Genomic DNA, 26,627 nt, shown 5'->3' on the forward strand with positions numbered 1-26,627 from the left:
GTCCTTGCCGGACAGGCGGCCGATCCGGACCAGGTCGCCCTCGCGCGGCCCAACGGCGGCACAGCGTTGGGAGATCGATAGCCCGGCAAGCGCCGGACTGCTGTCTCGTGCCGGTCGGCTGTGTCCCTTGTCTTCCTTTTCCTCCAAGAAATTGTCACAGCAGCGCCACCCCTTTTCGGTGTCGTCGGCCTGTCACGCGCATCCCGACGACCGGCCAGTCATGGCACCGGCGGAGGCTTGCGACCTCGATGACGCTTTTCGGGCGCATGGTCCTTGGCTCTTTCATTTTCTTCGCCGAAAGGCGGGGCCTGAAGAAGCGCCGGATCTCGTGCAGGAAGTTTTCGCGCGCGCGGCGGGCAGCGAGCAGCGCCACAGCCTCGCCAATCCCGGCGGCTTCCTTCGCCGCATAGCGCAGAATCTGCTGATCGACCGTGCCCGGAGACAACGGCGCAACCCCGCGCTTTTCTTTTCCTTTCAGGAGGAAAGCGACGCCGCCAGCCCGCCGCAGCAGGAATGGAATATGGAAGCCGACGACCTTCTCCGGCTCTATGAAGAGGCGGTCGACGCCATGCCGCCAAAGACACGCCGGGTGTTTCTGATGCACCGGGTCGACGAACTCAGCTATCGTGAGATACATGAATGCCTCGGCATCAGCATCGCGACGGTGGAATATCATATGATGAGGGCGCTCGGCTTTATCGCGAAGGTGGTGGACGGCGGCCAATGAGTGAGGCGTCTGACGATTATCCGGTCGACACGGTAGCGCACGCCTGGCTCGTGAAGATGCGCGGCGAGAACCCCGAGGCGCACCGCGGCGAGTTCGACGCCTGGCTTTCGGCCTCGCCAGACCACAAGGCGGCCTATGAACGGATCACGAAGAAGCTCGCCGCCTCGGCGATCCTGAAATCCTCGCCGCGTCACGGCACTGCGCAAACCGAACAGCGCCGCGGCCGACGCCCGGCCGCGCGACGCTGGCTGTCGGCGGGAGCCGTGATCGCCGCCGCTGCGGTGGTATTTCTGGCTTTCGGCGCTGGCGGGGCTCCGCTCTCCGGTCCGCTCGGAGACGGTGCGCTCACGGCGCGCGCGGCCGAGCCGCTGGTAACCCGCCGCGGGGAAATCCGCAGCTTCCGCTTTGCCGATGGTTCAACCGCAGTGCTCGATACCGATAGCCGGCTCGAAGTCTCATTTGCGCAAGCGACGCGCCATCTCCGGCTTGCCAAAGGGCGCGTCCGGCTTTCGGTGACCAACAATGAACAGCCACTGCGCGTCGAGGCGGGCGGCGGCGTGGTCACGGCCGAGGATGCGGCATTCGATATCGGTTTCGAGGAAAATGGCGCGCTCAGCGTGACGGTGCTGCGCGGCGAAGCCGATATTCGCTTTGGCGGCGCCCCTGAAACCGGCAACCGGCGCGCCCAAGTCCTGCCATCGGGACGGTCCGTGACCTACGGTCCCGGCGGCAAGGAGCAGCTACCGGCCGCATCGCCGACACAGCAAGGCAGCCGCGAATGGCCGTCTGGCTGGGCGGACTATCGCTCGGTCCGGCTCGATCAGCTCATTGCGGAAGCCAACCGCTACGCGGTGAAGCCAATCATTGTCGACGACGCAAGAACCGCTGGGCTCGAAGCGTCGGGCCGGTTCAGGATCAGCCAGCCCGAGAGAGTGGCCGAGCGGCTCGGCCAATTGTTCGATCTGGAGACCGTCAAGCGCACCGACGGCATCCACCTTCGCCAACGATAATTATTTCATCATTCCCCTAAGGCGGTCGCCGACCCGGCGTCATCGCTCCCCCAATGGCCGTGTGCCCAAGCATCCGGTCACAACCCAGGGGGAGTATAATGATGTCCGGAAAATCTCGTTTTTGCCTGTCGCTGATGGTGGGTGTAGCCTGTCTGCATCCCGTTGCCGCGGCGGCTCAGCTGCAGGATCGCCAGAGCTTCGATCTGCCAGCGCAGGATCTCGGCGATGCGTTGCGAAAAGTGGCCGAGCAAGCTGGGATCGAACTTTACGCATCAAGTGCCGATCTCGCGGGCCGGACGACCCGACCGCTCAAGGGCGACATCACCCCGCGCGAAGCAATCGAGACCCTGCTGCGCGGAACTGGGCTGACCCCGCGCTTCGAGCGTGGTTCGGTCATCATTTTGGGGCGAGCGCAGTCCGAGAGCAGTCCGGCGCAAGAAGACATCGTCGTGACCGGCAGCCGGATCTCCGGCGCCCCGTCCGCAGCCCCGGTGATCCGCGTCACGAGCGAAGATATCCGCAATGGCGGTCAAGCCGATCTCGGCGAGGTTGCGCGCAGCCTGCCGCAGAATTTCGGCGGCGGCCAGAACCCCGGTATCGGTTCGGGGCAAGGCACACAGAACCAGAACGTCAACGTCAACGGGGCATCGACCTTCAACCTGAGGGGCATCGGGCCCAGCGCCACATTGACGCTGCTCAATGGCAACCGGTTTGCTTACAGCGGTACGCAAAGCGTGATCGATATCAGCGCGATACCTACTGCGGCGGTCGAGCGGATCGAGATCGTCGCCGACGGTGCTTCGGCAATCTATGGCGCCGACGCCGTCGCGGGAGTCGTCAACATCCTCCTCCGCAAGGACTATGAGGGCGTCACCACGAGCGCCCGGCTTGGCGGCTCCACCGATGGGGGCAATTTCCAGCAGCAATATAATCTGCTCGGCGGCGCCAAATGGTCGGGCGGCGGATTCATGGCGACTTACGACTATTTCGACAACAGCGCGATTCTCGCGCGCGACCGCAGCTACACCGCGACCAGCAACCCCGCCTCGACCCTTTATCCCAGTCTGAAGCGGCACAGCCTGCTATTGAGCGGGCACCAGGAATTGACGCCCAGCCTTCGGCTGAAAGCCGATGTCATCTACAAACGCGGCGACATGCAATCGGTGCGCGGGCTGCTCGCCGACCGGCCGATTACGACCCGGGGTCTCGTTGTCGACAATGAATTCGAGACATTCGGCGTGGCGCCGACGCTGGAAGCCGAAATCGGCGGTGCGTGGACTGCTCGGCTCACCGGCTTTTACGGCACCGACAAGACCTATGGCGTCACCCAGAACTTCACCAACGACGTCGAAGCTCGATCGATCCGGATCTTCGACAATCGGAGCGTCAGTGTCGAAGCGGGCATCGAGGGTCCGCTGTTCACCCTTCCCGGGGGTGACGTGAGGCTCGCGGCAGGCGGCGGCTGGCGAAGCAACCGCATCGTGGCACTGGTCGCGGGGCGCAACTTCGCACCAACGCGCGAAAACCGCTTCGCTTACGGCGAACTTTTCGTGCCGCTCGCCGGCCCTGCGCAGGACCTCGCTTTCGCGCATCGCGCGTCGATTACCGCCGCACTCCGCTGGGAGGATTACTCCGACTCGGGCAGCATCGTCACGCCAAAGCTCGGTTTTGTTTATGCGCCGGCGCCGGAGCTCAGCCTCGGCGTTTCATGGGGGCGCTCCTTCAAGATGCCGACGCTCAATCAGCAATATAGCGGCTATACGCCCGTGCTGCTGCCAGTGACGGGATATGGCACGCTTTTCCCGCCCGGCTCGACCTATCTCTATATCGGCGGGCCGAACCCCGACGTCGGCCCCGAGCGCTCGGAGAATATGACGCTGAGCGCGACCTTCCAGCCTTCGCCGCGGCTGCAGATCGTGACGAGCCTGTTCCGGATCGATTATCGCGACCGTGTCGCCCCGCCCTTCGGTTCACCGCTGGGGATATTGACCAATCCCCTCTTCACGAGCCTGGTGACCTTCAATCCTTCCGCAGCCCAGCTCGACGCGGCGATCGTCGGTGCATCGGACCCGCTCGGGAACGCAACCGGCGGGCCCTATAATCCCGCCAACGTCATCGCGCTCATCGATGGCCGCGACCGCAATATCGCATCGCAACGCTATGAGGGGGCCGACCTCTCGCTTCGCTACCGCGCGCCTGTGGGCGGCGGGCGGGCGCTGACCGTCACGGTCAATGCGACCTGGCTCGACAGCCGGCAGCAATTGCTGCCCGGCCTTCCGGTCACCGACCTCGCGGGCACGATCTTCAATTCGCCGCACTTTCGCGCACGCGGAGGCGCGACCTTCGGCGACGAACGCTTCACGATCGCGTCCTTCGTGAATTTTACCGGCGGGGTAACAGACCGCCGGCGCGCGGTGCCGGCAAAGGTTTCGCCTGTGGCCACCGTCGATCTCGCGGCCCGCATCAAGATCGGCGACCTCGCCGAGCTATCCGTAAACGCGCTCAATATCTTCAACGCAAAGCCTGACAGGACGGCGGTAGCATCGCCCAGCGACACGCCCTTTGATTCCACCAACTATTCGGCGATCGGCCGCTTTTTCGGGCTGACGATCAGCCGTGACTGGTGAGGAGGGCGGCATGATGCATGCCTTCAAAACCGGTTTGTCCGTTGCGGCGACCCTTGCCGCCGCAACGCTCTCCCCTGCTGTAGCGGCAGGGGAGAGCATCGGGCGTCCATGGACACTCGAGGATATTCTCCTAGTTCCGGAAGTGAACGAGATCGCGCTTTCGCGCGACGGGCGCCTCGCGATTTATGCTGCGGAAATTGCCGATGAGAAGGCTGGACGACCGCAGGCCGTGATCCGGCTTGTCGATACTGCCGGCGGAGCGCAGCGCGACCTGCGACACGCAAACATCGCGAAATTATTCCAACGCATTCCGGGAACGGACGATTGGAGCGGTCTTCTCGACATCGGCGAAGGGCTGCAACTGTACCGGATCGATAACGCGGGATCGATCGCACCCCTGATCGTCAATCCGGCGACCGTAGCAGTCGGTCGCGCTGACCTGTCCCTGCCCGTGGGCGGTGGGGCCGTTCCACATCATGTGGGCGTATTGGCCTATGCCTGGTCGCCTGATGGGCAATGGCTCTGGTATTCATTCCTCAAGGCCAGACCGACATCGCCGCGCGTCCGGTTCGATGAAGAAGTCAGCGCGATGAGCAATCGGCGGCGATCGACGACCGAGGCCGAAGTCGAATTCTATTTGCGCGGCCCGGATGGGCAAAGCGTCAAGGTCATGACGCGGCCCTCAAGCGACCGCATGGCAATGTACGCTGGCGCCAATATCCTCTGGCGCGGCGACGAGATTCAGTTTCGGGTCGAGAAGCCTGGTGGCACCGGCGGGGGCGAATTCGAAGTCCGCGCATGGGATCGTCGTACCGGAAAGATGCGCATCCTCGCGAACGAGCAGGATCTCCAAACCCTCTGGCTTCTCAAAGGCCCGCGTGGCGGCGAACTTGTCACATCGGGAATCGGAGACCAGCCCGAACTGACCGAAACGCGCCCCGGCGGAAAACGCCATAGCTACGGCCGGGTTGGCTTCACGATCGGCGATCTCCGGTCCGCCGGCATCAAGATCAGCCGGGATGAGCAACATGTCGTCCTCGGGACGCGAAGCTTCGGCAATCCGCGGTACGGCCTTGCGATGCTCGACAAGCAAGGTGTTCGGGAGATTACGGGTCAAGGGAGCCTGACGCGATGCGGGTTCGACGATGATTTGACGCTGGCGCTTTGCGTCCAGGAAAGCATGACGCGACCGCCTGCGCTCGTCCGGGTCAATCTCGCCAATGGAAAGATCGCACCCGTCGCGTCGATATCGCCACGGCATGACGAGATCGCGCCGCTGTCCGTGCAGCCACGCACTTGGGTCAACCGGCATGGCTACAAGGCGACGGGCTATGTCATCCTCCCGCGCGCGTATCGCGAGGGGCAGCGCTACCCGGCGATCATCGTGACGCATGGCAGCGACGCCGATGACCGCTTCTTCAACCACGGAAATCAGTGGAATTATCCGGTTCAGCTGTTCGCGGAGCGCGGCTATGTCGTCCTGCTCATCAACGACCCCAAGCCGCAGCAGGCCGAAGCGTTGCTGGCGGCCTATAAAGCCTGGATCCGCGGGAGTGGGCCGCCCGGGCCCGAAACATTGCAGCGCCTCATCTGGATCAACGGCGTTCACAGTTTCGAGGATGCGGTGACCGAGTTGGCCGTCGAAGGGCTTGTCGATCCGGACCGGGTCGGCATCGCGGGCTACAGCCGCGGATCGCAGATGGTCAATGTCGCCGTCACTCAGTCGACGATGTTTCGGGCGGCGTCGAGCGGCGACGGCGGCTTCCTGGAGCCAGCGGGTTACGCGTCGTCGGGGGATAGCTATAACCCAGTTTATGGCGGCTCGCCGCTCAGCGACCATATCGTTCAATATCGCCGCTTTGCGCCATCATTGAACGCCGCCAAAGTCTGTACGCCCGTGTTGCAGCAAGTAGCCTCGGCATCCCCGTCGCAGGCCCAACTATTCGAAGCGTTGCGCAGCGAGCGTGTGCCGACGCAGCTCAGCTACTATCCCGGATCGAGCTCGGCATCGGATGAAACCCATCTGTTTCATATTCCGTCGAACCGTCTCCTTGCGATGCGCGAGAATATGGCCTGGTTCGATTATTGGCTGCTTGGCATCCGCGACGGCGACGCTCCCTTCCCGGAGCGGCTGGCGGAATGGGACCGAATGGCGAAGGAAGCACCACACACCTGCGGCCCACCGCCTAAATTCTAGGTGCGCTCCACCAACGCGCCCAGCTCTCGGCGGCGCCGAGCGCCAGAATATGTTGAATGCGTTCGGTGCCGCGCCAACTGCGGTCCTCGGGTTCGTCGAGCAGCGTCGTATCGACGATGCCGGCGTCTACCAAGAGACCGCCGCGAAGATGCTCGAGAAGTGCAGCCCGGTTCCGGCGATAAATTGCAAGGTCGAAGCCCCCGGGACCACCCTTGTGGGTCCGCCGCGTTATAATGGCGGGAAGCCGTCCCTCAAACGCTTTGCGCGCGACCGCTCGGTTGAGACCGCCGGATATCCACATCCAGGTCGGAATGGAAAGGCAAAGCTCGACGATGGGCTGCGATAGCAGCGGCGCGATATGCGGGGGCGAAACGGCGCGGGGATAGAGTTCCACGCCTTGCTGCGTGCGCATCAGATAAGCAGTGTGAACCGTTTTTCCCGGCAAGACGTCGTCCGGCGCCGCGAGCCAGGGATGCATGGCACCGTTTGTCTCGATCCGCGCGACGACATCTGCGCAGAGGCCGGAGGCACTATATTGCACCCCGTGCCGGCCTCCATCGCGGCGATACCGGCGCCACGCATGGCGCAGGACCGTAATCTTGTCGGCGCCAGTCAGGACGCAGATATCGCGAAGCGTATCAGACAGCGCCGAACTCGGCCCCTCCGCTAGAAACCGATCGAGAAAAGGCACCGCGCTGCGGATGCTGCACAGGATGCCGTCGCCGCCATTTCCGGAAAAATGCGCGTCAATCGAAAGCTCCTGTTGCAACCGACGATGAATCGCGTCGTTCGTTTGCGCGCCCAGCGGGACGACCGGCCAAGGATGATGCGGTCTGGCGGTGCGGGTGATATCGACGTCCTCGATCTCGCGCGACGCTTCGCGAAGATCGAGCCCCAAGAAGTCAGCGAGCGCGGCGGCGTAGCGACGTTCGTCGCCGTCGAAATCAGGTCCGAATAGTGTCAGGCAAGTAAGGCGGCCCGCCGTCGGCGCGGCGGTCGCAGCGACGATCGACGAGTCTAGGCCACCCGATGATCCGAGCAGGATTGACGAAAAGCAGCTTGCCCAGGTTCCTACGCAGTCCGTTATAGTCTCGCGAAGCCGAACCGCCGCTTCGGGAAAATTCATCTCGGGCGGCGGATCAATATGATCCCATGGCGACCACCAAGGTTTGATCGATACATGGCTCCGATCAATGACGAGGCATTCCCCGGCGATGAGTTCGTCGATGCCCTTGAGGCAGGTTCTTCGCCCCCGCGCATCGCCGCTGGCAATGACGCGTGCGATCTCCTCGAAATCGACCTGACCAGGCGCGGGCGACGCAAGGTCCGCGATGTCACCCGCAAGAGTGATACGATCCGCCTCGCACAGAAAATAGCAGGGGAGTGCTCCGGACGGATCTCGCAGGATCCTCACAGCGCCCGCCTCATCGATGCGAACCATCAAATAACCGCCCCAGTAGCCATCAAGCAGTAACCGGGCCTTGTCGGCCGCTAGCCGCTGGCCTTCGCCGGGACTCAGGCTGACAATCCGCCTGCTTGGCGGGCCTCGCGAAAAAAGATGGCCGATGATGATGGTTTGCGGATCGATCTGGATCATTGGCTCGTCGGACCAAAGGCGGACGCCAGCATATGCAAAGGTTGGAGGTCGCATCGCGCCGCTTCGAGCGGAAAACTCGCTTCCAACCTGGCGCTCTATTTCAATTTGGAAGCCGCCGGCCATTAGACGGCGAATATCGGCTGATAGTGAAGAACGATATCGAGCGGGTCGGTAAGCACTGTTTCGCCAGCCTGCACCCAGCAATGCGCTGCGAACGGCATGGTCACACCAAACACGAGTGAAACCGCACAGCCGCGCCGCATCAGCATTCGCTTCATGGCGATGCCGCGGGCGAGGCACTGGTCGATTGCCGGTGCGTAGCGGCGAACTCGCAGAAAGGCCGCCGCGATCTCACCGCAGACCTTATCATCCCTCGAAGAGAGGTTGAATCGTTTGTCGCCAAATGCGCCTACGATGTCCGCAAGGCTGCGGAGCCTCAGATCTCTGCGGGCCCGCGCCTGTGCCCAGACGCTTGCAACCGCCGTGCCGAGCGGCGCATCGGCGAGCGGTGCGTCGATCAGGCTCGCCGTTACAGTTGCAGGATTGCAGCCATCTCGCATCGCCCTCCCGGAACCTTCGGCAAGAATATCGCTGGCGAGGAGGTGCTCATGATCGGCTGCGCTCGCCCTTCCCGACACAAAGCGGCCAAAGCGGTTGGCGGCGACGCCCGAGAGCAGGAAATAGCGATCCGCGGCGAGGTCGAAGAAGACATACTCCGCGTCAAATCGACGATAATGGAGGCCGGAACGAAGCGCGAGAGCCATTTGAACTGCCAGATCGATAGACGCGCATACGGCGTGCCGCCTGGAAGCGGCACGCCGCTTGCTGTCAGTCGTCGGTCGTGATGCCGCCGACGAACAGATAGTGCTGGTTCGTGTCCTCGTCCCGCGGACCCACGGGTTCGATGCCGCGGGTTTCGACGCTGATCGCGCCGAGTTCGATCAGCTCGTCGCTGTTCTGCAGATTCTTCATCACTTTCTTCCTTCCCAAAATCGCGACCGAATGAGTCGCAAGAGGGAAGTTATGGCTCGATGAAGTCAGCTTCCATTTTATTATCTGTTTATAATCGACCTGGTTCCCAGTTCGAAAAGGAGTGACCGCGCAAAGGAAACGCGCGTCGGGAGCGCATACCGTCACCTTTAGCTTTCGCCTGGACATGCGTGACGGAACCCGGTCACGCGCCTCATTGAGAAGGCGCGAAGATATTCTGGGCGAAACCGGAATTGTCGCAACGGAAACTGGCCCCAAATCTGGATGCATTTTTCCGCGCGCAACATCGACACCGAACCGTGGCTGACGAACCGCGAGCGTCCAGCGAGCGCCAGGCCAATGAAACGCACCCTGCAACAAGGCGGCCATTTCGTCCGATTGAGTGCGGGCGGAAAGCCGGGGCATGTCGGCTTTCAACGCCCGCAATTTCGAAATGCCACCGGTTCAGAGTGCGGCGGGGCCCGATACATCAGGTGCCGCGCCCTCAGGAGCCGGCCGCCAAGCCGGCGGGAAAGAGCGCGCCTACAGCCCCGCTCCTTTCCGGTAAGCCTAATCGAAGATGACGACCTTGCGCGCGGCGGGATCAAATGTCTCGATCACGACCGCTTCATCCTCGACGGCCGGCGGCGAGCATTCGAGAATCTTCACCTTGGCCGAAAGCACTGCGGCGTAGGCTGCGGGGCAGCAAAGGATGAACTCCGTGCCGTTTCCATAAATGCTGCCCCAGTCGACGTACATGGTGCTCCAACCATGCCGCCGTTCCCATTCGATCTGTCCGGGTTCACCTCGTTCGGACCGCCCGGGATAGGGTTCCGTTGACAATATATGGACTCGCGCGTCGGGATCGAACCAGCAATGATCATGATCCGCGACGGGCGGACGACTGTCATACTCTTGCGTCGGATAGCATCTGCGGGCGCTTGAGGGTTTGAGACCGGTCGCGGCCATGAACTGCAGCGCACGGGCAATCCGGCCGATATACCATTGGGTTTCATTGGCGTGGCGCTGCTGGCCCGTCCGTTCGAGAAAGACCGAGTCTTCGACCTTGCAGGCGCCCAGATAGCCCGTCAGATGGTGACGCCGCACCAGCTCGGTCAGTGGCACACGCAATTTGAGATCGATTTGCGCCGTGCCCATTTCTCTTGTTTCATAGCCCCACCAGTTCTGACGAACCGTGACATTGTGGAGCATGGATCGGCTAGGAAGTTTCCGCTTCGCATCGACATAGCCTTGGAACCCGCCGGCACATGCCGCGAGGTCGAGCGCATCGTGCCGAGGGACCGATTGCTCCGCTTGGATTTGCTTGGCGAGCGATTTCAGCCCGGCGAGGGTGGAATATTGAAACATCATCGCAGGTCTCCGTGGGCTTCGGACCGGCGTCGCCTGCTACCGCCCCCAAAGCCACGAAATGCGATGGGTCAGTGATCAAAACAGTGCCATTGTGGCTTCGCAAATGCAGGCGGCAGGCCCCTGTTGAAGGCCTACGAGAAATCTGGCGTAGCGCTGACGACAAGTCAATCGGCAAGAAGGCGGGCAGCGAGCTTGAGCCCTCTTGCGTCGAGCGGGCCTCCCCTGCACGTCTCGGAAGTCGCAACGCGCCGAGAGACGGAGAGTATGGGATGAAGAGATTTCTGCGGCGGCTGTTTAGAACGGAAACCCAAAGCGAGCTGCCCACGCGCCCAAAGACAACAGGTCTTCGCATGCAAAAGTTCGGGCACGACCTCGTTCGGATCGAGTCGATCGGGTTTTTCGGTCATCATGCCGCGTCCCCCAATGGAGATTTTCACCTGGTTTGGGCGGATCGAAATCGTGAAGGTACGGTCGGCGGATACCGCCACGAAGGCCATGGTTCCTGGTCCCTGCTTCACGGCGATGAAATTGTCGCAACGGGACGGCTCGAGCGTCCCGCGGATGGAAAGACCGCGAACAATGGCAGCTTCATCATCCACGACCGCTTGTTCGGCGATGGCCTCAAGGGTCGGTTCGTAGCCTTCGGGGCCGACGGCGCAAAGCTGGTCGAAAAGGAACTGAACGCCAATCTGATAAGCAATGGCCTGTCGGACGATGGACGCATCGCTATTTGCCAGACCGCCAATGCCCCCGGGAGCGACGACAGTTGCCGCTACATTCTTTTCGATCTCGAACTAGGCGACGAAATCGCCCGCTGGGAGGTCGAGACGGGTTGGGCGGACGGTTATGAGTTCGATACCACCGGCCGCCACGTCTATTTGCTACGAAACAACGGCGGCCGTGTCGGCTATGACTTCGACGGGGCTATGCTCGACCGCAAGGGCTGGCAGACCGAGCGCATCGGCGCTGGCGATCTTTATGTCATTCGCATGGTCCTCGCGTCAGAAGAGCCAATGGATCGCGGGATGCGAGAGGCACTTTTGGCCGGCTTGCATGTCGCGGCGCAAGGTTCTGAGCGCACGCTGCAAGCGCATGCTTTGCGGCTCCTCGGCGAACTGCACGAAAAGGAAGGCGCGATCCAGGAGGCGGTGGACGCTTATGAGAAGGCGTTGAGCATCGATGCCCGAATCGGCGTTGCTCGAAAGCTCGAAAAGCTTCGAAAATCTCTGCCATAATATCGAAAATGGCGCCCCGTGCAGGATAAACATAACGAATATGTGTCGCCGTTTGCACTACCTTAGAGCGGGCGGACGCCGCCGACGCCAGCCTGGCGCCGTCTCCCACAGCCATTGGCGCTACTGCTTAGGCGAGATATCTGGCCGCTAGGGACCTAATGTTCGGGGGGCGAAGCTACGGTTGAATCGATCGATGTTCAATCGCGTAGGTTGATCGCTGCCATTCCAGCGGAGCGCAGATCTGCCCGATGCGAGCACGTCACTGGCTTCGGGTAACTTGAGCCGGGTGATCGACTGACCGCTGCCATGCTGCGGCAACGAGGTAGATCCCTGCCGCAATCATAGGCACCGTGAGCCACTGACCCATGTGAAGCCCTGTTCTGGCTGCGAAGCCGACAAGCTGGGCATCGGGTTCTCGGAAGAACTCGACCGTAAATCGGGCCAGACCATAGCCGATGAGAAACACCCCGACGAGCATCCCCGGCTTGCGCCGCGCGTCGGTGAACCAGAACAGGAAGGCGAGCACGGCGAACAGGACCAACCCTTCCAGCCCGGCTTCGTAAAGCTGGCTGGGATGGCGGGCGAGACCATCATGGCTTCCGGGGAACACAATCGCCCAGGGCACATCGGTGGGCTTTCCCCAAAGCTCGCCATTCACGAAATTGGCGAGACGACCGAAGAACAGGCCGATCGGCACGGTGCAGGCGACATAATCATGGACCCGCAGCCATTCGAGGCCGTGTCGTCGCGCGAACAGGATCAGCGCGAGCGAGACGCCGGCGGCACCCCCGTGGAACGACATGCCGCCATCCCACAGCTTGAGGATTTGCAGGGGGTGGAGGATCATCTCGGGACCGTAGAAGATTACATAGCCAAGGCGGCCACCCAGGATGACGCCGAGCGTCGCATAGAATACGAGATCATCAGCCTGCTGGCGGTTCATCGGGGCCGCGGGTTGGGCCAGCAGCCGCAACAGATACCACCATCCGGCAATAATGCCGGCGATATAGGCGAGCGAGTACCAGCGGATGTCTAGCGGGCCTATGGAGATGGCAATCGGGCTCAATCCGAGGCTGGCAAATGCGATATGGCTATCCAAGGATTGTATCCTGCCAGCGAGGACGGGTGCTCGAGCGCGCCATGGGATTACTCCGGTGCGATTGAAGCGCCGGCATCCTTGAGCGCCGCGAACCCGCCGGGGACGTGGGCGACATTCTCCACGCCCATATCCTTGAGTGATTTTGCGGCAAGCGCTGAGCGGGCGCCGGACCCACAATAGAGCACCAACCGCGATCCGGCGGCGAGTTTGGGATTGTGGGTGGGGCTTTGAGGATCGACCTGGAATTCCAGAAGGCCGCGCGGGACATGTACCGCACCAGACACCAGCCCTGACTTCGCGACTTCACCTGGCTCGCGGATGTCAACGAACCGTACCTCGGGATTGCCGACAAGTTTGGCTGCATCCTCAGGCGCGATAGTTTCGACAAGGGCATTCGCTTCAGAAACGAGCTGCTTCGAGGTGCGTGTTGGCATCGACTTTCTCCTGTAAATGAACCTGTAGCGGATCGCTCAGCCCTGCTCGGACTTGCCGCCTATTTGGCGTAGCCGCTCCGGCAAATCTGTTGGGCAATCACCGCAAAGCTTGTTTGCCGGAACGGCAACGTCGATCTTCTTCGGGTAGGGAAGATCGAGAGCCGCCATGATCGCGACAAATTCCTGAACGGTCTTGCCGGCAAGGCGCGGGTTTCGCTCACGCTCCTGCGCCACTGTCGTGATGTGGCGATGATTGTAGTCGTGAGCGGGGAAGATCAGACCGTCGCCCGGCAGCGTGAAAATCTTCTGCGTGACCGAGTGATAGAGCGTGGCGGCGTCACCGTTCTGGAAATCGGTCCGCCCACAGCCGTCGATCAGCAGGGCGTCGCCGGTGAAGGCGCGAAGACCATCGGGCTGATCGACCAGGTAGGTATGGTGGGCATCGGTGTGCCCCGGCGTAAACAGCGGCTGAAGCTTGAGCGCGCCGACGGTCAGGGGCTGGTCCTCGGCGACGCCGACGTCAGCGCACGGAAGGCTGTCCATGGCGGGGTACGCGATCTTGGAGCCGGTAAGGCTGCGCAGATAGCAGGCCGAGGTGACATGGTCCGCATGCACATGCGTCTCCAACGTATAGGCCAGTTCGAGATCCAGTTCCTGAAGTGCGGCAAGGTCGCGTTCGATCGTTTCGAGGACAGGATCGATGAGGACGGCTTTGCGCGTTTCCGGGCAGCCGAGGAGGTAGGTGTATGTCGAGGACTCGGGTTCGAACAACTGACGAAAGATCATGATCGGCCTCCAATGGTGCTTAGCTGCCGATCCCGCCCAGGCTGCGGAACAGCATGTAGGCGGCCACGGCCAGCAGGACGAAAGCGAAGATGCGGGTGAGCAGGCCCTTATGATCGGCGAGCCGGATGGCCGTTTGCATGCCGGCCATGCCGCCAGCGACCCCGCCAGCGATGAAGAAGCCGGCCACGCGCCAGTCCACGAGGCCTGACAGGGCATAGTTGAAGGCTGTCGCCGAGCCGAACGCTCCCACCGAAAACAGCGACGATCCGACCGCGTTGAGGATGGGCATGCCGCTGCCGAGCATGATGCCGGGCACAATCAGGAAGCCGCCGCCGATGCCGAAGAACCCTGACAGCAGGCCGGCGAGAAGGCCGATCACCACGAGCCGGACAGCGATTGGCCGCGTGATCCGCACGTCCGGATCGCCGCCGCCCGACTTGCCCCGCAGCATCGAAACCCCGACCACGATCATCACGCCCGCAAACAGCACCAGGAGGTGCTGACCCGCCACCATCTTGCCCAGGGTGGAGCCGACCAGAGCGCCGACGACACCCGATGCCCCGAAGACGAGGGCACAGGGCCACTTCACGGTTCCGGCCCGGGCGTGTTGGATCAGGTTGGCGAAGGCGTTGGCAGCGACCGCCAGCGCGCTCGTACCGATCGCGACGTGCGGGTCCTTCATGCCCACGACATACAGCAGCAATGGTAGGGCCAGGATCGAGCCGCCGCCGCCGATCACCCCGAGGGTGAAGCCAACGAGGACACCGGATATGAGCGTGAGGATGTCGACCAGTGTCATAGTGCAGCTCCGGCCCTAGCCGCACGATAGTGTTCCTGAATGGCGAAGAGGCCCATGCCCACCAGCATCGCCACGATGAACACCAGCGCCGCCGGCGCCCCGAGGCTCAAAGCAACGAGGGCTGGGCCAGGGCAATAGCCGACGAGGCCCCATCCAACGCCGAACAAAGCCGCGCCGGAGAGAAGCTTCTTGTCCAGGGACCGGGACGATGGCCCATTAAACGTGGCTGCGAAAAGCGGAGCCTCGCGCCTTCGGCCGAGTGCAAATCCCAAGGCGGAAACGATGACGGCTGAGGCCAGTACCAGGGCCAGGCTCGGGTCCCACGACGGCGCGGCGACATCAAGAAACGCCAGCACCTTGCCTGGGCTAATCATGGCGGAAACGATCAGGCCGAAGCCGAAAATGAGCCCCGAGGCCAGCGCAATGAGCAGCTTCCTCATTGTCTCAAAGCTCCACGACGTGCCGGGCAACGTACACAGTCGCAGCCGCCGTGATGAGGAAGACGCCGGTCGCGGCAAGCGAGCGGGGCGAAAGCCTCGCTATCCCGCAGACACCATGCCCGCTGGTGCAACCACTCCCAAGCCGAGTCCCAAATCCCACCAGAAGGCCGGCTGCGATCACGCCGGCGACTGGGGCCGGCGACGTGAGGTCCGGCAGCACGCCGCCCGCCGCCCGGTAAAGCAAGGGCGCAGCGAGCAGGCCGACCAGGAACATTCCGCGCCACGCCACATCGCCGCGGACGGGCGCAAGCACGCCCCCGACGATGCCACTGACTCCAGCAATGCGCCCGTTGGCGATCCACAGGAGGGATGCCGAGAGGCCGATGAGCGCGCCGCCCACGATGGCCGAAAATGGGGTGAACCCCTCCATCGTCAGGATTCTCCTTGTTCAGGATCGGCGCCAGCACAAAAGAGTGCGTAGAGTTCCGTCAGGATCGGCAGCACGCGTTCGGACGTGATGCGGTAGAAGATCGTTGTTTTCTCCCGCCGCGTGCCGACCAGGCCCTCGTCGCGCAGCGTGGCAAGGTGGCGGGACAAATTGGATTGTGTCAGCCCGAGGCGTTCGCCCAGTTCGGTTACCGACAGCTCCCCGCCGAGCAAGCTGCACAGGATCATCAGACGGTGCCGGCTCGCCAGCGAACGGAGGAACGCTTCCGCTTCGCCGGCCTTTTCCTCCAGAAGTTCTGGGGACATCTTAACGAGAGAAGGTCGCACGATTGCTCCAGACATCTTATATGCAACATATATGATGGATGAGCGTTCGATCAAGCCAGCTTAGGAGATTTCCCGTGCGCTACTATTTCGCCAGACTATCGCGGCATCCTTCGAGGAAAGTGGTCCTGCGCGCTATTGAAGCGCTAGAGCGTGGGCGACCAATGCCGATCGACAAGGCTGCCGGTGGCGCTTCCAAGCTGCGCTGCGCGCAGGGCCAGATTTAGATGCTCGATCGACGTTCACTGTTGGCCGGCGGAGCGGCACTGTTCGCCACCGCCGCTTGCTCGCGCTCCACGTCTTCCCTCGGCGGGGGCGGTGCAAACCCCCTCCCGATACCACCGCTCTTGGATGCGCAGCCTGGACGATCATTCGCGCTACAGGTCCAGTCCGGAACGACTTCATTCTATCCGGGCCGTCCGAGCGACACGCTAGGGTATAACGGCAGCTATCTCGGACCGACGATCAGAGTGCGTCGCGGCGACGATGTGGCGGTTGCCGTGACCAACCGGCTCAAGGCGGACACGACTGTGCACTGGCACGGGCTTCTGATCCCTGGAGAGCTGGATGGCGGCCCCCATCAGATCATCGCGCCGGGCGCGACCTGGCGACCGACGCTTCCGATCCGGCAGCCGGCAGCGACCCTCCTTTATCACTCACACGTCCATGGGTTGACGGCCGAGCAAGTCTATTCAGGTCTGGCAGGGGCGTTGCTGGTAACCGATGACGAAGAGCAGGGCTTGGGCCTCCCGTCAGAATATGGCGTGGACGACCTGCCCCTGCTCATCCAGGATCGCCAATTCGAAAATGGTCGCCTCGTCATGCCAGGCGGCATGATGGTCGCCATGCAGGGCCGGCGCGGCGACACGACCCTTGTGAACGGAGCGGTAAACCCGCTGGCGGCAGTGCCAAACCGGTTGGTTCGCCTGCGGCTCGTCAACGCATCGAATGCCCGGATCTATGAGCTGTCGTTTTCCGATCAACGAAGCTTTTACTGGATCGGAACCGAAGGGGGGCTGCTCGAACGAGCAGTGGCATTGGAATCCATAACCTTGGCGCCGGGCCAGCGCGGCGAGCTTCTCGTGGACTTCACGGACGGCAGGCCCGCCTCGCTGGTAACGGCGGCTGATACCAACAGCGCGATGATGGGCGGCATGGGCATGATGGGGCGTGGCGCCGGGAGGACCGATGCCGCGGCGCCAGCGACCGTGCTGCGGTTTGAGCCGCGGCCGTCGGGACAGGCTCGTGCCAGCGGCGCCGTGCCGACCCTTCTGGCATCACGAACTCGGCCCGATGCCAGCAAGGCGGTGCGCCGTCGCCGACTGATCCTCAACATGGGCATGGGCGGCATGATGGGCTCAGGAAACGGCGGTGGCGGCCTGACGATCAACGGCAAGCCATTCGACATTAATCGCATCGATGAGACGGTGAAGCTAGGCTCCACCGAAATATGGGAGGTGTCTGGCGAAATGATGCGCCACCCGATCCATATTCACGGCGTCCACTTTGATGTTCTCACCCGTGGGGGCGGTCAGCCTGACGTTCTCGACCAGGGGTCGCGCGACACTGTCGTCGTCAAGGAGCCGGTGGAGCTTCTCATCCGATTTGATCAGCCGGCCAAGAGCGCTCCTTTCATGTATCACTGCCATATCCTTGAACATGAGGATAATGGAATGATGGGCCAGTTCAGTGTTGCGTAGGCGGAGGCTCCCACTTCTGAAGAGTTTATGCAGCGTCTACCGTTCAACAGGAGAGCAACGTTGCCAAAAGAGCTTTTGCCGTATTTCTAATCGCGGTAACGATGCTGATGGGCGGCACCTCGCTAGCGGCAGGCCGATGACTGCCGCACATACAGGATCGCCTTGCGCTCGAGATGCTGAGCCCCGATCTTCTCAAAGATCATCGCGCATCTCCTGCAGCTCCGCGACGGGGCCGCCGTCGGCATGGGCGAGAAGCAGGCGCACGATCAATGGCGTCAGCGTCTGCCGCGTCGGCGCGGGCAGAGTCTGCCAACGCGGTGTCTGCGCGATCCCGGAACCGTGGGGCCTGGAGAACAGATCGAACTGAAACGTCATGGACTTGCGCGGCATGGAGACCTCCCCGATGTAAGTCGTGAGAGCCCGATGCTGCGCCTGAAACCAATGAAGCCGAAACCGGCCGCGTCGCCTGCAGCAGCTTCACCAAGGCAACCAGCGCGCCAATATTGACGCGGGGAGCGTGGTCGACACGCATCATGCTGCAAACCGCGCGGTCGAACATCCAGGCTGGGATCTCGAGCCAGCGATCGGCCGCCGATCCTGCGATGCTGCAACGGAAAACGCCGCACCCCGCGCGCTCGACTACTTCATGAATGTAAACCTGAAGCCCGGTCCAGGGATGCCACTGATAAAGAACTTCGCGAACGTCGGTCCTATGGGCGTTCCGTCGTCTCGTTGTACAACACCGTGCGTCCCCACAGCAGCCTCGGCGGCATGGCACCCGCCGAGTTCACCAACCGCCCCCGTCAGGGGAATGAGGACACCGAAGCTAACTTATCAGCGGCCTGAAAACGGGGAGCACGTCATTCGCGGTCCGATATGCTGAATCAAGAAGCTCGACGGTCACCGACCAGGGGCTTAGGTCTTGGTTCAGCGAATGGGGATCACACTGACAATATGGCCACGCAACCCGACCAAATTACTACCGGAGAGGATCACGGTGGCCTCGTTCGTCGTCTTATTGCCCGTTGGCGTGACGATCCTGGCGCAACCTACCGAAGCTGGTTTCTGTGGGACGAACGGTTGAAAAACTTCCGCTCGATCCGGCGTGGTATTGGCCAGGTCGTTGGTGAGATCGAGCGCGGCACGTTCGGCGTCGCCTACCGGGGATCGTCGCTCGAAACGGTCGTTCATTCCGTCGCAGAGCAGCGTCAAATTTTCAAAGGCGCCGACCACGCCTTTCTCTGGAAACCGAAGCTCCGCATACCCGATATCTACGAAAACCCGGAGAACCAGCGGGCGTTCGGTCACTTGCTCGACGCCTGTTCGTGTTGCGACACGGCCGAGGAAATTATTGGCCATATCCACACGATCGATCGCTTGAAGATCAAGGGGCTCGGGCCAGCGGTCGCCAACCTGCTCTATTTTCTTCACCCGACGCTGGTGCCGCCCTTCAACACCGCGATCGTCAAAGGCTACAACGCGCTGACCGGCGCGAAGGTGAAGCTCGGGAGCTGGGAGCATTTTCTGGCGATGCGGTCGGGTGTACTCGACTTGAACGATCGCCACCGCGACCTGCTATCGAACGACCTGGGTGCGATTGGCGGCTTGCTGTTCGACATCGGCTTCGATCGCTACCCGGCCCCTCCTCTCGATGTTAGCGGCGAGGCGCTGGCAAGTTGGGGACAACGGCTTGAGACGGCGCGCGAGGAGGCGCGCACGCTCAGCAAGGCGGCGCTACGCGAAGGCGAGAACGAGCGCACCCATACTGAAATCCAAGCATGGCTTCGCGATCTAGGACTCGCGCTCGGCTATGACGTGTGGATCGCATCGAACGACCGCAGCCGTGCCTTCAATGGATCGCCGTTGGGACATGGGTGCCTTGAGCGCCTGCCCGCCTCCATCGCAACCTCCAAGGGGGCGGATTCCATCCGTCTAATCGACGTGCTGTGGCTTGAGCGCGGCGGCGATCACGTCGCGGCAGCGTTCGAGGTCGAGCATTCGACGTCGATCTACTCGGGCATTGTGCGCATGCTCGACTTGGCGCTGAGCGGCAGCGACCTCCACGCGACCGCAGGGCTGTTTCTGGTCGCACCCGACGCCCGCGAGGCGGATGTCCGCGCGCAGTTACAGCGTCCCGCGTTCAGCCGCGTCGCCGATCTCGACATATCGTATCTTCCCTACGGCGAGCTGGAGAGAAACCGCGAGGCCATCGCCCGGTTCGGCTCGGGGCTGAAAGCGATCAAAGCCATCTCCAGCAAGCTGGCTTGATCGATTGAGGTAAGGGGTACGCGCGCGCGCCGCGTATTTTCAAATGGGCGGGGGCTCAGCTGGAGATGAATGATGCATCAGATCGATCCCGAGATGAAGGCGTGCATGGACGCCTGCCACGAATGCCATGTCACCTGCCTCCACATGGCGATGAACCATTGCCTTGAGGCGGGAGGCCGACATGCCGAGCCGCAGCACATGAAGATCATGGCCGATTGTGCGCAGATTTGCGCGGTCGCGATCGACTTCATGGCGCGGAAATCTGAGCATCACCGGCATATCTGCCGCGAGTGCGCCGAGATTTGCCGGGCGTGCGCGTCCAGCTGCGAAGGGCTGGACGGCATGGAGGATTGCGTCGCCGCGTGTCGCAAGTGCGCCGAGGCTTGCGACAAGATGGCCGCGTAAATGGCCCGAGGGCGGCGCTTTCCCCGCCGCCCTCCCGTTACATTGCGAGCCAAGGCGCGTGAGACGGTGCGATGCACGGTCAGGGTTGCGGCAACGCTTTAGAGAGGGGCGTTGTCTGCCCTGCCGCTAGTAGGCTAGCGGCCCGCCCGCCCGCGGCTTGGCGCGGCGGTTCCAGGCAAACCCGATCACGATCACGGCAAGCATCAGGAGTTGTGCCAGCACCGACTGAAATGTCGGGAACAGGCCCAACATCGAGATACGTGGCACGCTGGCGAGCGGCGCTATGTCGATGATCCCCGCCTCTTGGAGGGCAGCGACTCCCTTACCGGCCAGCACGACCGTCAGAGCGGCCATCAGCCACGAGCTGTAGCGGAAGAACTGCGTAATCGGCAGCGTCCGGCTGTAGCGGAGCATGGCCCAGGCGATGACGGCGAGAAGGCTGATCGCTGCGCCGGCGCCGGCCAGCAGCATCGCGGTGTTACCCTGTGTCGAGAGCGCGGCGTAGAAAAGGATCGTTTCAAAGACCTCCCGATAGACCACCAGGAATGCGAGCCCGAACAGGAACCATCCCGACCCGCTCGATAGCGCCCGTGACATTTTCTCCCGGATATAGCGTTGCCACTGATCGGCTTGGGCCTTGCCGTGCATCCAGATTCCGACCGAGAGCAGCACGATCGCGGCGAACAGCGAGCCGAACCCTTCGGTCAGCTCCCGGCTCGCGCCGCTGATCCCGATCGCATAGGTGGCGACGGCCCAGGTAAGCCCGCCCGCGATGAGCGCCCCGATCCACCCGCCATGCACATAGCGCAAGGCTTCTGGCCGTTCCGCTTTGCGGAGGAACGCGATCATGGCGACCACGATCAAAAGAGCTTCCAGCCCCTCACGCAGCAGGATCGTAAAGGCCCCCAAGAAGGTGGACGCCTGCGTCGCGGCGTCGGGCGCGAGCGCCGCCTCGGCATCATCGAACAGGCCGCCCAGCACTGCCACTCGTTCGGCCACATCATCGGCCGACGTGCTGCTCTCCACAGCGGCGCGATATTCTCCCATCGCGCCTTCGATCCTGGACATGAGCGTCGGGTCGCGCGCCGAGAGCGTCGGTTCGATCGGCTCGAACCCGTCGAGATAGGCGGACAGCGCCAGTTCCTTTGCGCCGCGCCGGTCGCCGCGCCGGAACGCGGCGAGGCTTTGCGCAAGCTTGGAGCGAGCGACCGCGAGCGAGCCCGGGGCTTGTTGCATCACCTGATCGGGGTGGCGCCGCAGATAGGCGAGCACCGCGTCGGCTTTCGCCTGCCCGATGCTGCCCGCAAGCGCGGCGGGGGTGAGCGCGACCAGGGTTTTCAAATCGGGGATCCGCGCCCGCAAGCTCGGCTGGGACTTCCACAGCCGTTCGCCTTCGACCGCTTGCGCGTCGGTCAGGGCGAAGCTGCCAGCGCGGAACGCCAGCGCCCAGCGTTGATCGTTCGGCAGATCGGCGAAGCTCTGCATCGCGGTCCCGTCGATGCCTTGGCTTATCACCTGATAGAGCGCGAACACGCTGCGCTGGCGCGCCCGTTCGGCGTCGGTGAACGCGATCGGCGGCGGGTCGAGTCTGGCAGCGTCAGGCCCATGTCCGTCGCCGGTGAGGCCGTGGCAGGACGAGCAGCTTTGGACGTATAGCCTTGTTCCCATGGCGGGGTCGGGTGCCTTGGCGGGAGCGAGCGGCACCGGATAGGCCTTGAGCAGATCGGCGGCGAGGCCATGCGCGAGTGTCGCGACCTCTCGGGACGATCCCTTGCGGCCGATCACGGCTTCGAGCTGCGAAGCGCTTTGGATTAGAGATTGCCGCTCAGGCGTCGCGGGAAGTGCGCGGAGGCGCGTCGACACCCCAGCGGCGAACTCCGTCATCTCCGCGTATTCGGACGCGCTTATGACCGCGCCGTTGGCGACCGCACCGCCATAATCGACCGCCATATAGTCGAGCAGGCGCCAAGCAGTTTGAACATCGCGGGTATCGGCCATCGCCGCAGCGGGGATCAACAGCAGCATAAGCGACGCGACCAGCGCGACCAGAGGTGACGGCATATGGGTGATCGATTCCAAGCTTCACTCGTCGCGGACTATGCGAACAACTCTCATTAGCAGTATTGGGCAGCGTGCGCGACCACCAATGGCAGGATGATGAACATCGCCGCCGGAGAGCTGGCGGGCGATCGTCTCCGGCGACAAGATCGTGACCGCGAACCCGGAGACGATCGGGGGGGTAGAAAAGCGGCAGCGAAGGCGCGTGACGGTGTGCGATGCACGATCAAGGTTTTCGATGAGGCTAAGCAGTGATTGAAGATACTTTCAGATCACGTACTTGTCCCAGCTTGCATAATGCTCGGCGCTGCGCTTTCCCCTTGGAAAGCTGAGGCCGACGAGCGCAATGCCGGCTACGACCGAGGCCACGGCCCCAAGGTGACCAACGCCGTCGAGGAGGAAAGGCGCGGCCACAAGCCAGGCTCCGAACGCGACGTTGATCAGCCGCAGCGCGCGGGCAACTTCTGCGGTGGCGATGATCGCGACCGTGATGACCAGCGCACCCACAACGTGATCGCTGTTCGCCATACCGCCTTCCGTGCCGAACAGTATTCGGGTCAGCATCAGCAGGACGCCGATGACGATGCTCGCAGTCAGCGTCCATGGCAGGGTCAGTCCCTTCTTTGCGTCCGCCCAGAAGGTGCTTGGCGAGGCCATCGCGTCCGACGCGTCCACCGCTCCCGCCTCTATCGCGTCACCCTGGAAGAAGGTGCGGATCAGCGGTTTGCCTTGCCGGCGCGCCCAGAGAAGGAACTGACCCATCGCAATCACCTCGTCGAGCGCGAAGGGGATCATGATCAGCATGGCGAGCGCGGCGATCAGCGCCAGCGTGCTCCATGTGCCGATGACGATGGGCTGACTGATGATGAAATAGATGCTGATGACGCCGAGCGGGATGACAAGGATGCCGAAGAAGGTCACCATCCACGGCATGGTCCGCCAGCGGTCGCGGGTGCCCATTACCGCCATCAGGATCTCGAGGACATAGCTGACCGTGCCGAGCCCACCATCGGGAATCGGCCAGGCCTTGGACATGTCCGAGGTGATGATCTCCTCGGTGCCGTTGCGTGGATCGCTCAGGGAGCCGGCGAAAAACGGCTCCCAAACGCCGTCAATATGCCCCAGTTGGTAGGCGGTGAGGATGCGCGAGGTGAGAAGGCCGATCAGACCCATGGCGACGATCGGCAGCCGCTGTGCGTCGGTGGATGGCGAATAGGTCCAGCCGGGCGGGATGTTCTTGGGGTCCATCATGCCCGCCATGCTCATGCCCGGCATCATCGGCACGAGCACCGACAGGGCGATCACGGCCGAGCCGATGAGCAGGTTGTTGTTGTACTGAGCGGCGCTCGGGCTCCAGAAGATCAGCGGGGCGAAGAACAGCCAGATGCCGACGAACGCGACCGCCCACTGCGCCCATGTCTTCGTGCGGGCTGACAGGGAAAGTGCACCGAACAGCGCGATGGCGAACCCGCTGACGACGTCGCTGATGGCCAGCGCGTTCGCCCGCCACTCGATCGACGGCAGCCCGCGATCAATAGTTACGAAGCGCGCGGCTTCGCCGACACTCTGCGTGGTCACGGAATCGTATATGAGCGGGCTGGAGGCGAGCCACAGACCGAGACCGATGTTGGCGTAAAGCGCCCAGCGGGCACGGCGCTCATCGCGGTCCATCAAGGCCATGTGATCGCCGTGCCCGCCATGGCCCGACATCGCCGCGCCCGCGCCGCCGGTCTCGTGCCCCATCGCCGCGTGGTCCATCTTGCTGTGGTCCATCCCGCCGTGATCCATACCGGCCATTCCGGCGACTGCCGCTTCAGCTTGGCGGTGGTCCGGCTCCGCAGGTTTGGAAGCTTGATTGTCGTTCCAGGCGACCAGGTTCTCGTTGAGCTTGTTGTTCCGATACCAGGCGCCGGGATGACGCTTCAACGCGGCAACGATCGTCGGCAGCGAGTCGCGAAGATTGTGCTTCGGCTCCCATCCGAGCAGCGAACGCGCGCGGGAGACATCGAGGATATAGTGGTCGTTGCTGCTGTCGATCATCCAGGGCTGGATGAAGTCGTCGCTGCCGAGCGCTTCGTTCTGCAGGATGATCCCGGCTTTCGCGAGCGGCTGCGGAATCCGGATCGTCTTCCAGCCCTCACCGTGGAGCGCCTCGCCGACGATGTCCTGGATCTCGGCATAGCCGGGTGCGTCGGGCTCGCCGATGAGCAGCGGCAGTTCTGACGGCAGTTCGTGCCGCCGATCGACCAGACGCAGCACGGCGTCAGCCAAGTCGTCGCGGTGCACCGATGACTGCGCCGCACACAGCATGCCGGGATAAAAATGCGAAATCAGGCGGTGCTCGTAAATCTGCGATATCTGCTGCGCGAGAAAAGCCGAGCGTCCGTCGTCGTCGTAAACTCCGGCGGCGCGCATATAAACGACGGAGATGTTTCCGTGGCGCTCATGCAGCAATGTCTCGGCGTCGACCTTGGACTGCGGATAGGCCCAGGACGCGCCGATCGGCGAGTCCTCGTTGATGCGCTCGTCGGGTGTGGGGGTCGGCTTATGAACGAGCATCGTGCTGGCGAAGACGAATTGTCCGACTTCGAACGATTGCAGCCCGTCAATCAGCCGGCGGGTGCCCTGCACGGTGACCTTGTCGTAGAGCGGATTGGGGTCACCCGTGATATCATAATAGGCGGCGAGGTGGATCACCGAGGCGATGCGGTTGCCGTACCGTGCGCGCACCTCGTCAAGCGCAACTCGGACCGCTTCGTCTGACCCGAGGTCTATGTCGATCGCCGCCGCGGGCGGCGGTGGGTCGGGAGGGCCGGCGCGATCAAGGCCGACGACCGTGTAGCGCTCGCCGAGCTGGGCAATCAGCGCTGCGGCGATAAAACCGCTCGCACCCGTGATGAGGACGACTTCGCCACCCTGGCCGCTGCCGGCTTCACTGCGTTTGCCATCGGTCATGACTTTGCCACCCTTGTTCATTCATCTCTGAAAACACTGACAGGCCCACCCGGACCAACCCTCTCGCACGCCCAGCTTTGCAGCGCGACGCGGCCTTCCCGCAAGCGCCTGTGGGCGACTTAGGGCGTCGGACACGTAAGCTCAGTCCAAGCGGGGGGTGTCTTGGGAGGCGAGGGTTAAGCCGCGTAAGTGGGTAAAAGAAGGTGGAAGGCCTGAGCGGCGCTTGCGTGGACGGTTGGTCCATAGCGCTTACATGCCCGACGCGGGTGGCGCGAGGGCGCCTAGCCATGCCACGAGCGCCAGGATGCCGATCACGCAGGCTGTCTCGACCGCAAGGCTGACCCGCAGCGCCGTAAGCGCCCCGCCATGGTCGTTCATGGCAATCGAGCGCTCGAAGGCCGGCGTGAGGCGGAACCGATTGAGCGAAGCGAGCCCCAGCATCGCTGCGAACAAAACCAGCTTGGCGAGCAGCAGCAGGCCGTAGAGCGTCGTCCCCAAGGCCGCGAAATTGGCTGGGCCGACGAGCAGCCAGCTGTTGATCAAGCCGGTGACCACCAGGGTAACAACCACGAGCGTGCCGACGGCGCCGAACCCATGCAGGGCGCGATGGGTCAGCCGAAGGTGCGCGGCATCGATCTCCTCGGTGCGACGCGTCAACAGGAGAAGCAATCCGAACAGCGCGCCGACCCATATACCGCCTCCCAAGAGGTGGAGGATGTCCGCACCGAGGTGAAGCCATCCGGTGCTTCCCTCGTCCATGGCGCCGTGCCCGTTCCACGCGAGTGTCGCCAATGCCGCGGCGGCGGCAATCATGGCGATAGCCAGCCACGATGCTCTGCCTCGCGCCAGCAGGGCTGCACCGACGGCGATGACCAGCGCCACCATACGCACCTTCCAGGCGGTGCCAACCGGTGGCCCCCCGAGCAGCGCGGCCACCGCTGCCTGGTCGATCGGCCAGAATGCAGAACCGGCCATCGCCGAGGCCATAAGGATCAGGCCAACGGCTGAGAGCAGCAACCCGAGCGCTGCGCTTGCCGTGAGCCAAGGCCGCAGCGCGATGGCATCATCGCGCTCGCCAAGACGAAGACCATAGAGGCTGAAGGCCGACAGGCCGAACAGCGCCGCCAGGACCAGGTATAACGCCAAGCGGATGGCGACGGTCGGCCAGTCGAGCATTCG

General features: G+C 63.0%; 23 protein-coding genes. 8 read left to right on the forward strand and 15 right to left on the reverse strand.

The window, feature by feature from the left end; all coding sequences use genetic code 11:
* Positions 1 to 220 precede the first annotated feature (220 nt).
* The 4 genes from CHB69_RS15780 (at position 221) to CHB69_RS15795 (ending at position 6,561) form a co-directional block, all read left to right on the forward strand.
* Positions 221 to 727, forward strand: coding sequence for an RNA polymerase sigma factor (locus tag CHB69_RS15780; protein WP_089216927.1), 507 nt, complete (start codon positions 221 to 223; stop codon positions 725 to 727).
* Complete coding sequence (locus CHB69_RS15785) at positions 724 to 1,737, forward strand: FecR family protein (protein WP_077031322.1); 1,014 nt, start codon at positions 724 to 726, stop codon at positions 1,735 to 1,737. The genes CHB69_RS15780 and CHB69_RS15785 overlap by 4 nt, the downstream gene beginning before the upstream one ends.
* Before the next feature lie 134 nt (positions 1,738 to 1,871).
* Positions 1,872 to 4,364, forward strand: a complete 2,493-nt coding sequence (locus CHB69_RS15790) for a TonB-dependent receptor (RefSeq protein WP_245836860.1) — start codon at positions 1,872 to 1,874, stop codon at positions 4,362 to 4,364.
* A 10-nt stretch (positions 4,365 to 4,374) separates the two neighbouring features.
* Positions 4,375 to 6,561 carry a prolyl oligopeptidase family serine peptidase gene (locus tag CHB69_RS15795; protein ID WP_141134013.1) on the forward strand — a complete coding sequence of 729 codons (2,187 nt, stop codon included), beginning with the start codon at positions 4,375 to 4,377 and terminating at the stop codon, positions 6,559 to 6,561.
* On the opposite strand, the gene CHB69_RS15800 is transcribed toward CHB69_RS15795, so the two are convergent.
* The 4 genes from CHB69_RS15800 to CHB69_RS15810 form a co-directional block, all read right to left on the reverse strand.
* The gene (locus tag CHB69_RS15800; RefSeq protein ID WP_170935598.1) at positions 6,551 to 8,158 is read right to left on the reverse strand and encodes an asparagine synthase-related protein; all 1,608 of its coding nucleotides are present in this window, start codon (positions 8,156 to 8,158) and stop codon (positions 6,551 to 6,553) included. The two genes, CHB69_RS15795 and CHB69_RS15800, sit on opposite strands and share 11 nt — an antisense overlap.
* Before the next feature lie 122 nt (positions 8,159 to 8,280).
* The gene (locus CHB69_RS15805) at positions 8,281 to 8,922 is read right to left on the reverse strand and encodes a lasso peptide biosynthesis B2 protein (protein ID WP_067179626.1); all 642 of its coding nucleotides are present in this window, start codon (positions 8,920 to 8,922) and stop codon (positions 8,281 to 8,283) included.
* 64 nt (positions 8,923 to 8,986) lie between these two features.
* Positions 8,987 to 9,130, reverse strand: coding sequence for a benenodin family lasso peptide (locus CHB69_RS19820; RefSeq protein ID WP_137893519.1), 144 nt, complete (start codon positions 9,128 to 9,130; stop codon positions 8,987 to 8,989).
* Positions 9,131 to 9,697: 567 nt separating this feature from the next.
* Positions 9,698 to 10,498, reverse strand: a complete 801-nt coding sequence (locus CHB69_RS15810; RefSeq protein ID WP_053555760.1) for a hypothetical protein — start codon at positions 10,496 to 10,498, stop codon at positions 9,698 to 9,700.
* Between the two features lie 269 nt (positions 10,499 to 10,767).
* Here CHB69_RS15810 and CHB69_RS15815 point away from each other — a divergent pair, with 269 nt between their 5' ends.
* Positions 10,768 to 11,733 (forward strand): tetratricopeptide repeat protein, encoded by a 966-nt coding sequence (locus CHB69_RS15815; protein WP_137893521.1) that lies wholly within the window; start codon positions 10,768 to 10,770, stop codon positions 11,731 to 11,733.
* 259 nt (positions 11,734 to 11,992) lie between these two features.
* Here CHB69_RS15815 and lgt read toward each other — a convergent pair whose 3' ends face one another.
* The 7 genes from lgt to CHB69_RS15850 are packed head-to-tail and all read right to left on the reverse strand — an operon-like array spanning position 11,993 to position 16,044.
* Positions 11,993 to 12,832: a prolipoprotein diacylglyceryl transferase gene (lgt, locus tag CHB69_RS15820; protein ID WP_082395462.1), complete on the reverse strand. Its 840-nt coding sequence runs from the start codon at positions 12,830 to 12,832 to the stop codon at positions 11,993 to 11,995.
* Between the two features lie 47 nt (positions 12,833 to 12,879).
* Positions 12,880 to 13,266 (reverse strand): rhodanese-like domain-containing protein, encoded by a 387-nt coding sequence (locus CHB69_RS15825; RefSeq protein WP_054725933.1) that lies wholly within the window; start codon positions 13,264 to 13,266, stop codon positions 12,880 to 12,882.
* A gap of 36 nt (positions 13,267 to 13,302) precedes the next feature.
* Complete coding sequence (locus CHB69_RS15830; RefSeq protein ID WP_054725930.1) at positions 13,303 to 14,052, reverse strand: MBL fold metallo-hydrolase; 750 nt, start codon at positions 14,050 to 14,052, stop codon at positions 13,303 to 13,305.
* Positions 14,053 to 14,071: 19 nt separating this feature from the next.
* Positions 14,072 to 14,851 (reverse strand): sulfite exporter TauE/SafE family protein, encoded by a 780-nt coding sequence (locus tag CHB69_RS15835; protein ID WP_089216930.1) that lies wholly within the window; start codon positions 14,849 to 14,851, stop codon positions 14,072 to 14,074.
* The gene (locus tag CHB69_RS15840; protein ID WP_054725928.1) at positions 14,848 to 15,291 is read right to left on the reverse strand and encodes a DUF6691 family protein; all 444 of its coding nucleotides are present in this window, start codon (positions 15,289 to 15,291) and stop codon (positions 14,848 to 14,850) included. Before CHB69_RS15840 ends, CHB69_RS15835 begins: the two co-directional genes overlap by 4 nt.
* A 4-nt stretch (positions 15,292 to 15,295) precedes the next feature.
* On the reverse strand, positions 15,296 to 15,721 hold the full coding sequence (locus tag CHB69_RS15845) for a YeeE/YedE family protein (protein ID WP_054725925.1): 426 nt from the start codon (positions 15,719 to 15,721) through the stop codon (positions 15,296 to 15,298).
* A 2-nt stretch (positions 15,722 to 15,723) separates the two neighbouring features.
* A complete protein-coding gene (locus tag CHB69_RS15850; protein ID WP_037530392.1) occupies positions 15,724 to 16,044 on the reverse strand; it encodes an ArsR/SmtB family transcription factor in 321 nt (106 codons plus the stop codon).
* 245 nt (positions 16,045 to 16,289) lie between these two features.
* Between CHB69_RS15850 and CHB69_RS15855 the strand changes: the two genes are divergently transcribed.
* Positions 16,290 to 17,762, forward strand: a complete 1,473-nt coding sequence (locus CHB69_RS15855) for a multicopper oxidase family protein (RefSeq protein WP_089216931.1) — start codon at positions 16,290 to 16,292, stop codon at positions 17,760 to 17,762.
* A 192-nt stretch (positions 17,763 to 17,954) separates the two neighbouring features.
* On the opposite strand, the gene CHB69_RS15860 is transcribed toward CHB69_RS15855, so the two are convergent.
* Positions 17,955 to 18,152, reverse strand: coding sequence for a hypothetical protein (locus CHB69_RS15860; protein ID WP_058818195.1), 198 nt, complete (start codon positions 18,150 to 18,152; stop codon positions 17,955 to 17,957).
* Between the two features lie 564 nt (positions 18,153 to 18,716).
* Between CHB69_RS15860 and CHB69_RS15865 the strand changes: the two genes are divergently transcribed.
* On the forward strand, positions 18,717 to 20,030 hold the full coding sequence (locus CHB69_RS15865; RefSeq protein WP_058818196.1) for a hypothetical protein: 1,314 nt from the start codon (positions 18,717 to 18,719) through the stop codon (positions 20,028 to 20,030).
* 69 nt (positions 20,031 to 20,099) lie between these two features.
* Positions 20,100 to 20,435 (forward strand): four-helix bundle copper-binding protein, encoded by a 336-nt coding sequence (locus CHB69_RS15870; protein ID WP_231735705.1) that lies wholly within the window; start codon positions 20,100 to 20,102, stop codon positions 20,433 to 20,435.
* 126 nt (positions 20,436 to 20,561) lie between these two features.
* On the opposite strand, the gene CHB69_RS15875 is transcribed toward CHB69_RS15870, so the two are convergent.
* The 3 genes from CHB69_RS15875 to copD form a co-directional block, all read right to left on the reverse strand.
* Positions 20,562 to 22,496 (reverse strand): cytochrome c/FTR1 family iron permease, encoded by a 1,935-nt coding sequence (locus tag CHB69_RS15875; protein WP_058818219.1) that lies wholly within the window; start codon positions 22,494 to 22,496, stop codon positions 20,562 to 20,564.
* 264 nt (positions 22,497 to 22,760) lie between these two features.
* Positions 22,761 to 25,448 (reverse strand): vitamin K epoxide reductase family protein, encoded by a 2,688-nt coding sequence (locus CHB69_RS15880; RefSeq protein WP_058818197.1) that lies wholly within the window; start codon positions 25,446 to 25,448, stop codon positions 22,761 to 22,763.
* 249 nt (positions 25,449 to 25,697) lie between these two features.
* On the reverse strand, positions 25,698 to 26,624 hold the full coding sequence (copD, locus tag CHB69_RS15885) for a copper homeostasis membrane protein CopD (RefSeq protein ID WP_089216932.1): 927 nt from the start codon (positions 26,622 to 26,624) through the stop codon (positions 25,698 to 25,700).
* Positions 26,625 to 26,627 lie beyond the last annotated feature (3 nt).

Origin of the sequence: Sphingopyxis indica (genome assembly GCF_900188185.1) — a bacterium.
Lineage (GTDB): Bacteria > Pseudomonadota > Alphaproteobacteria > Sphingomonadales > Sphingomonadaceae > Sphingopyxis > Sphingopyxis indica.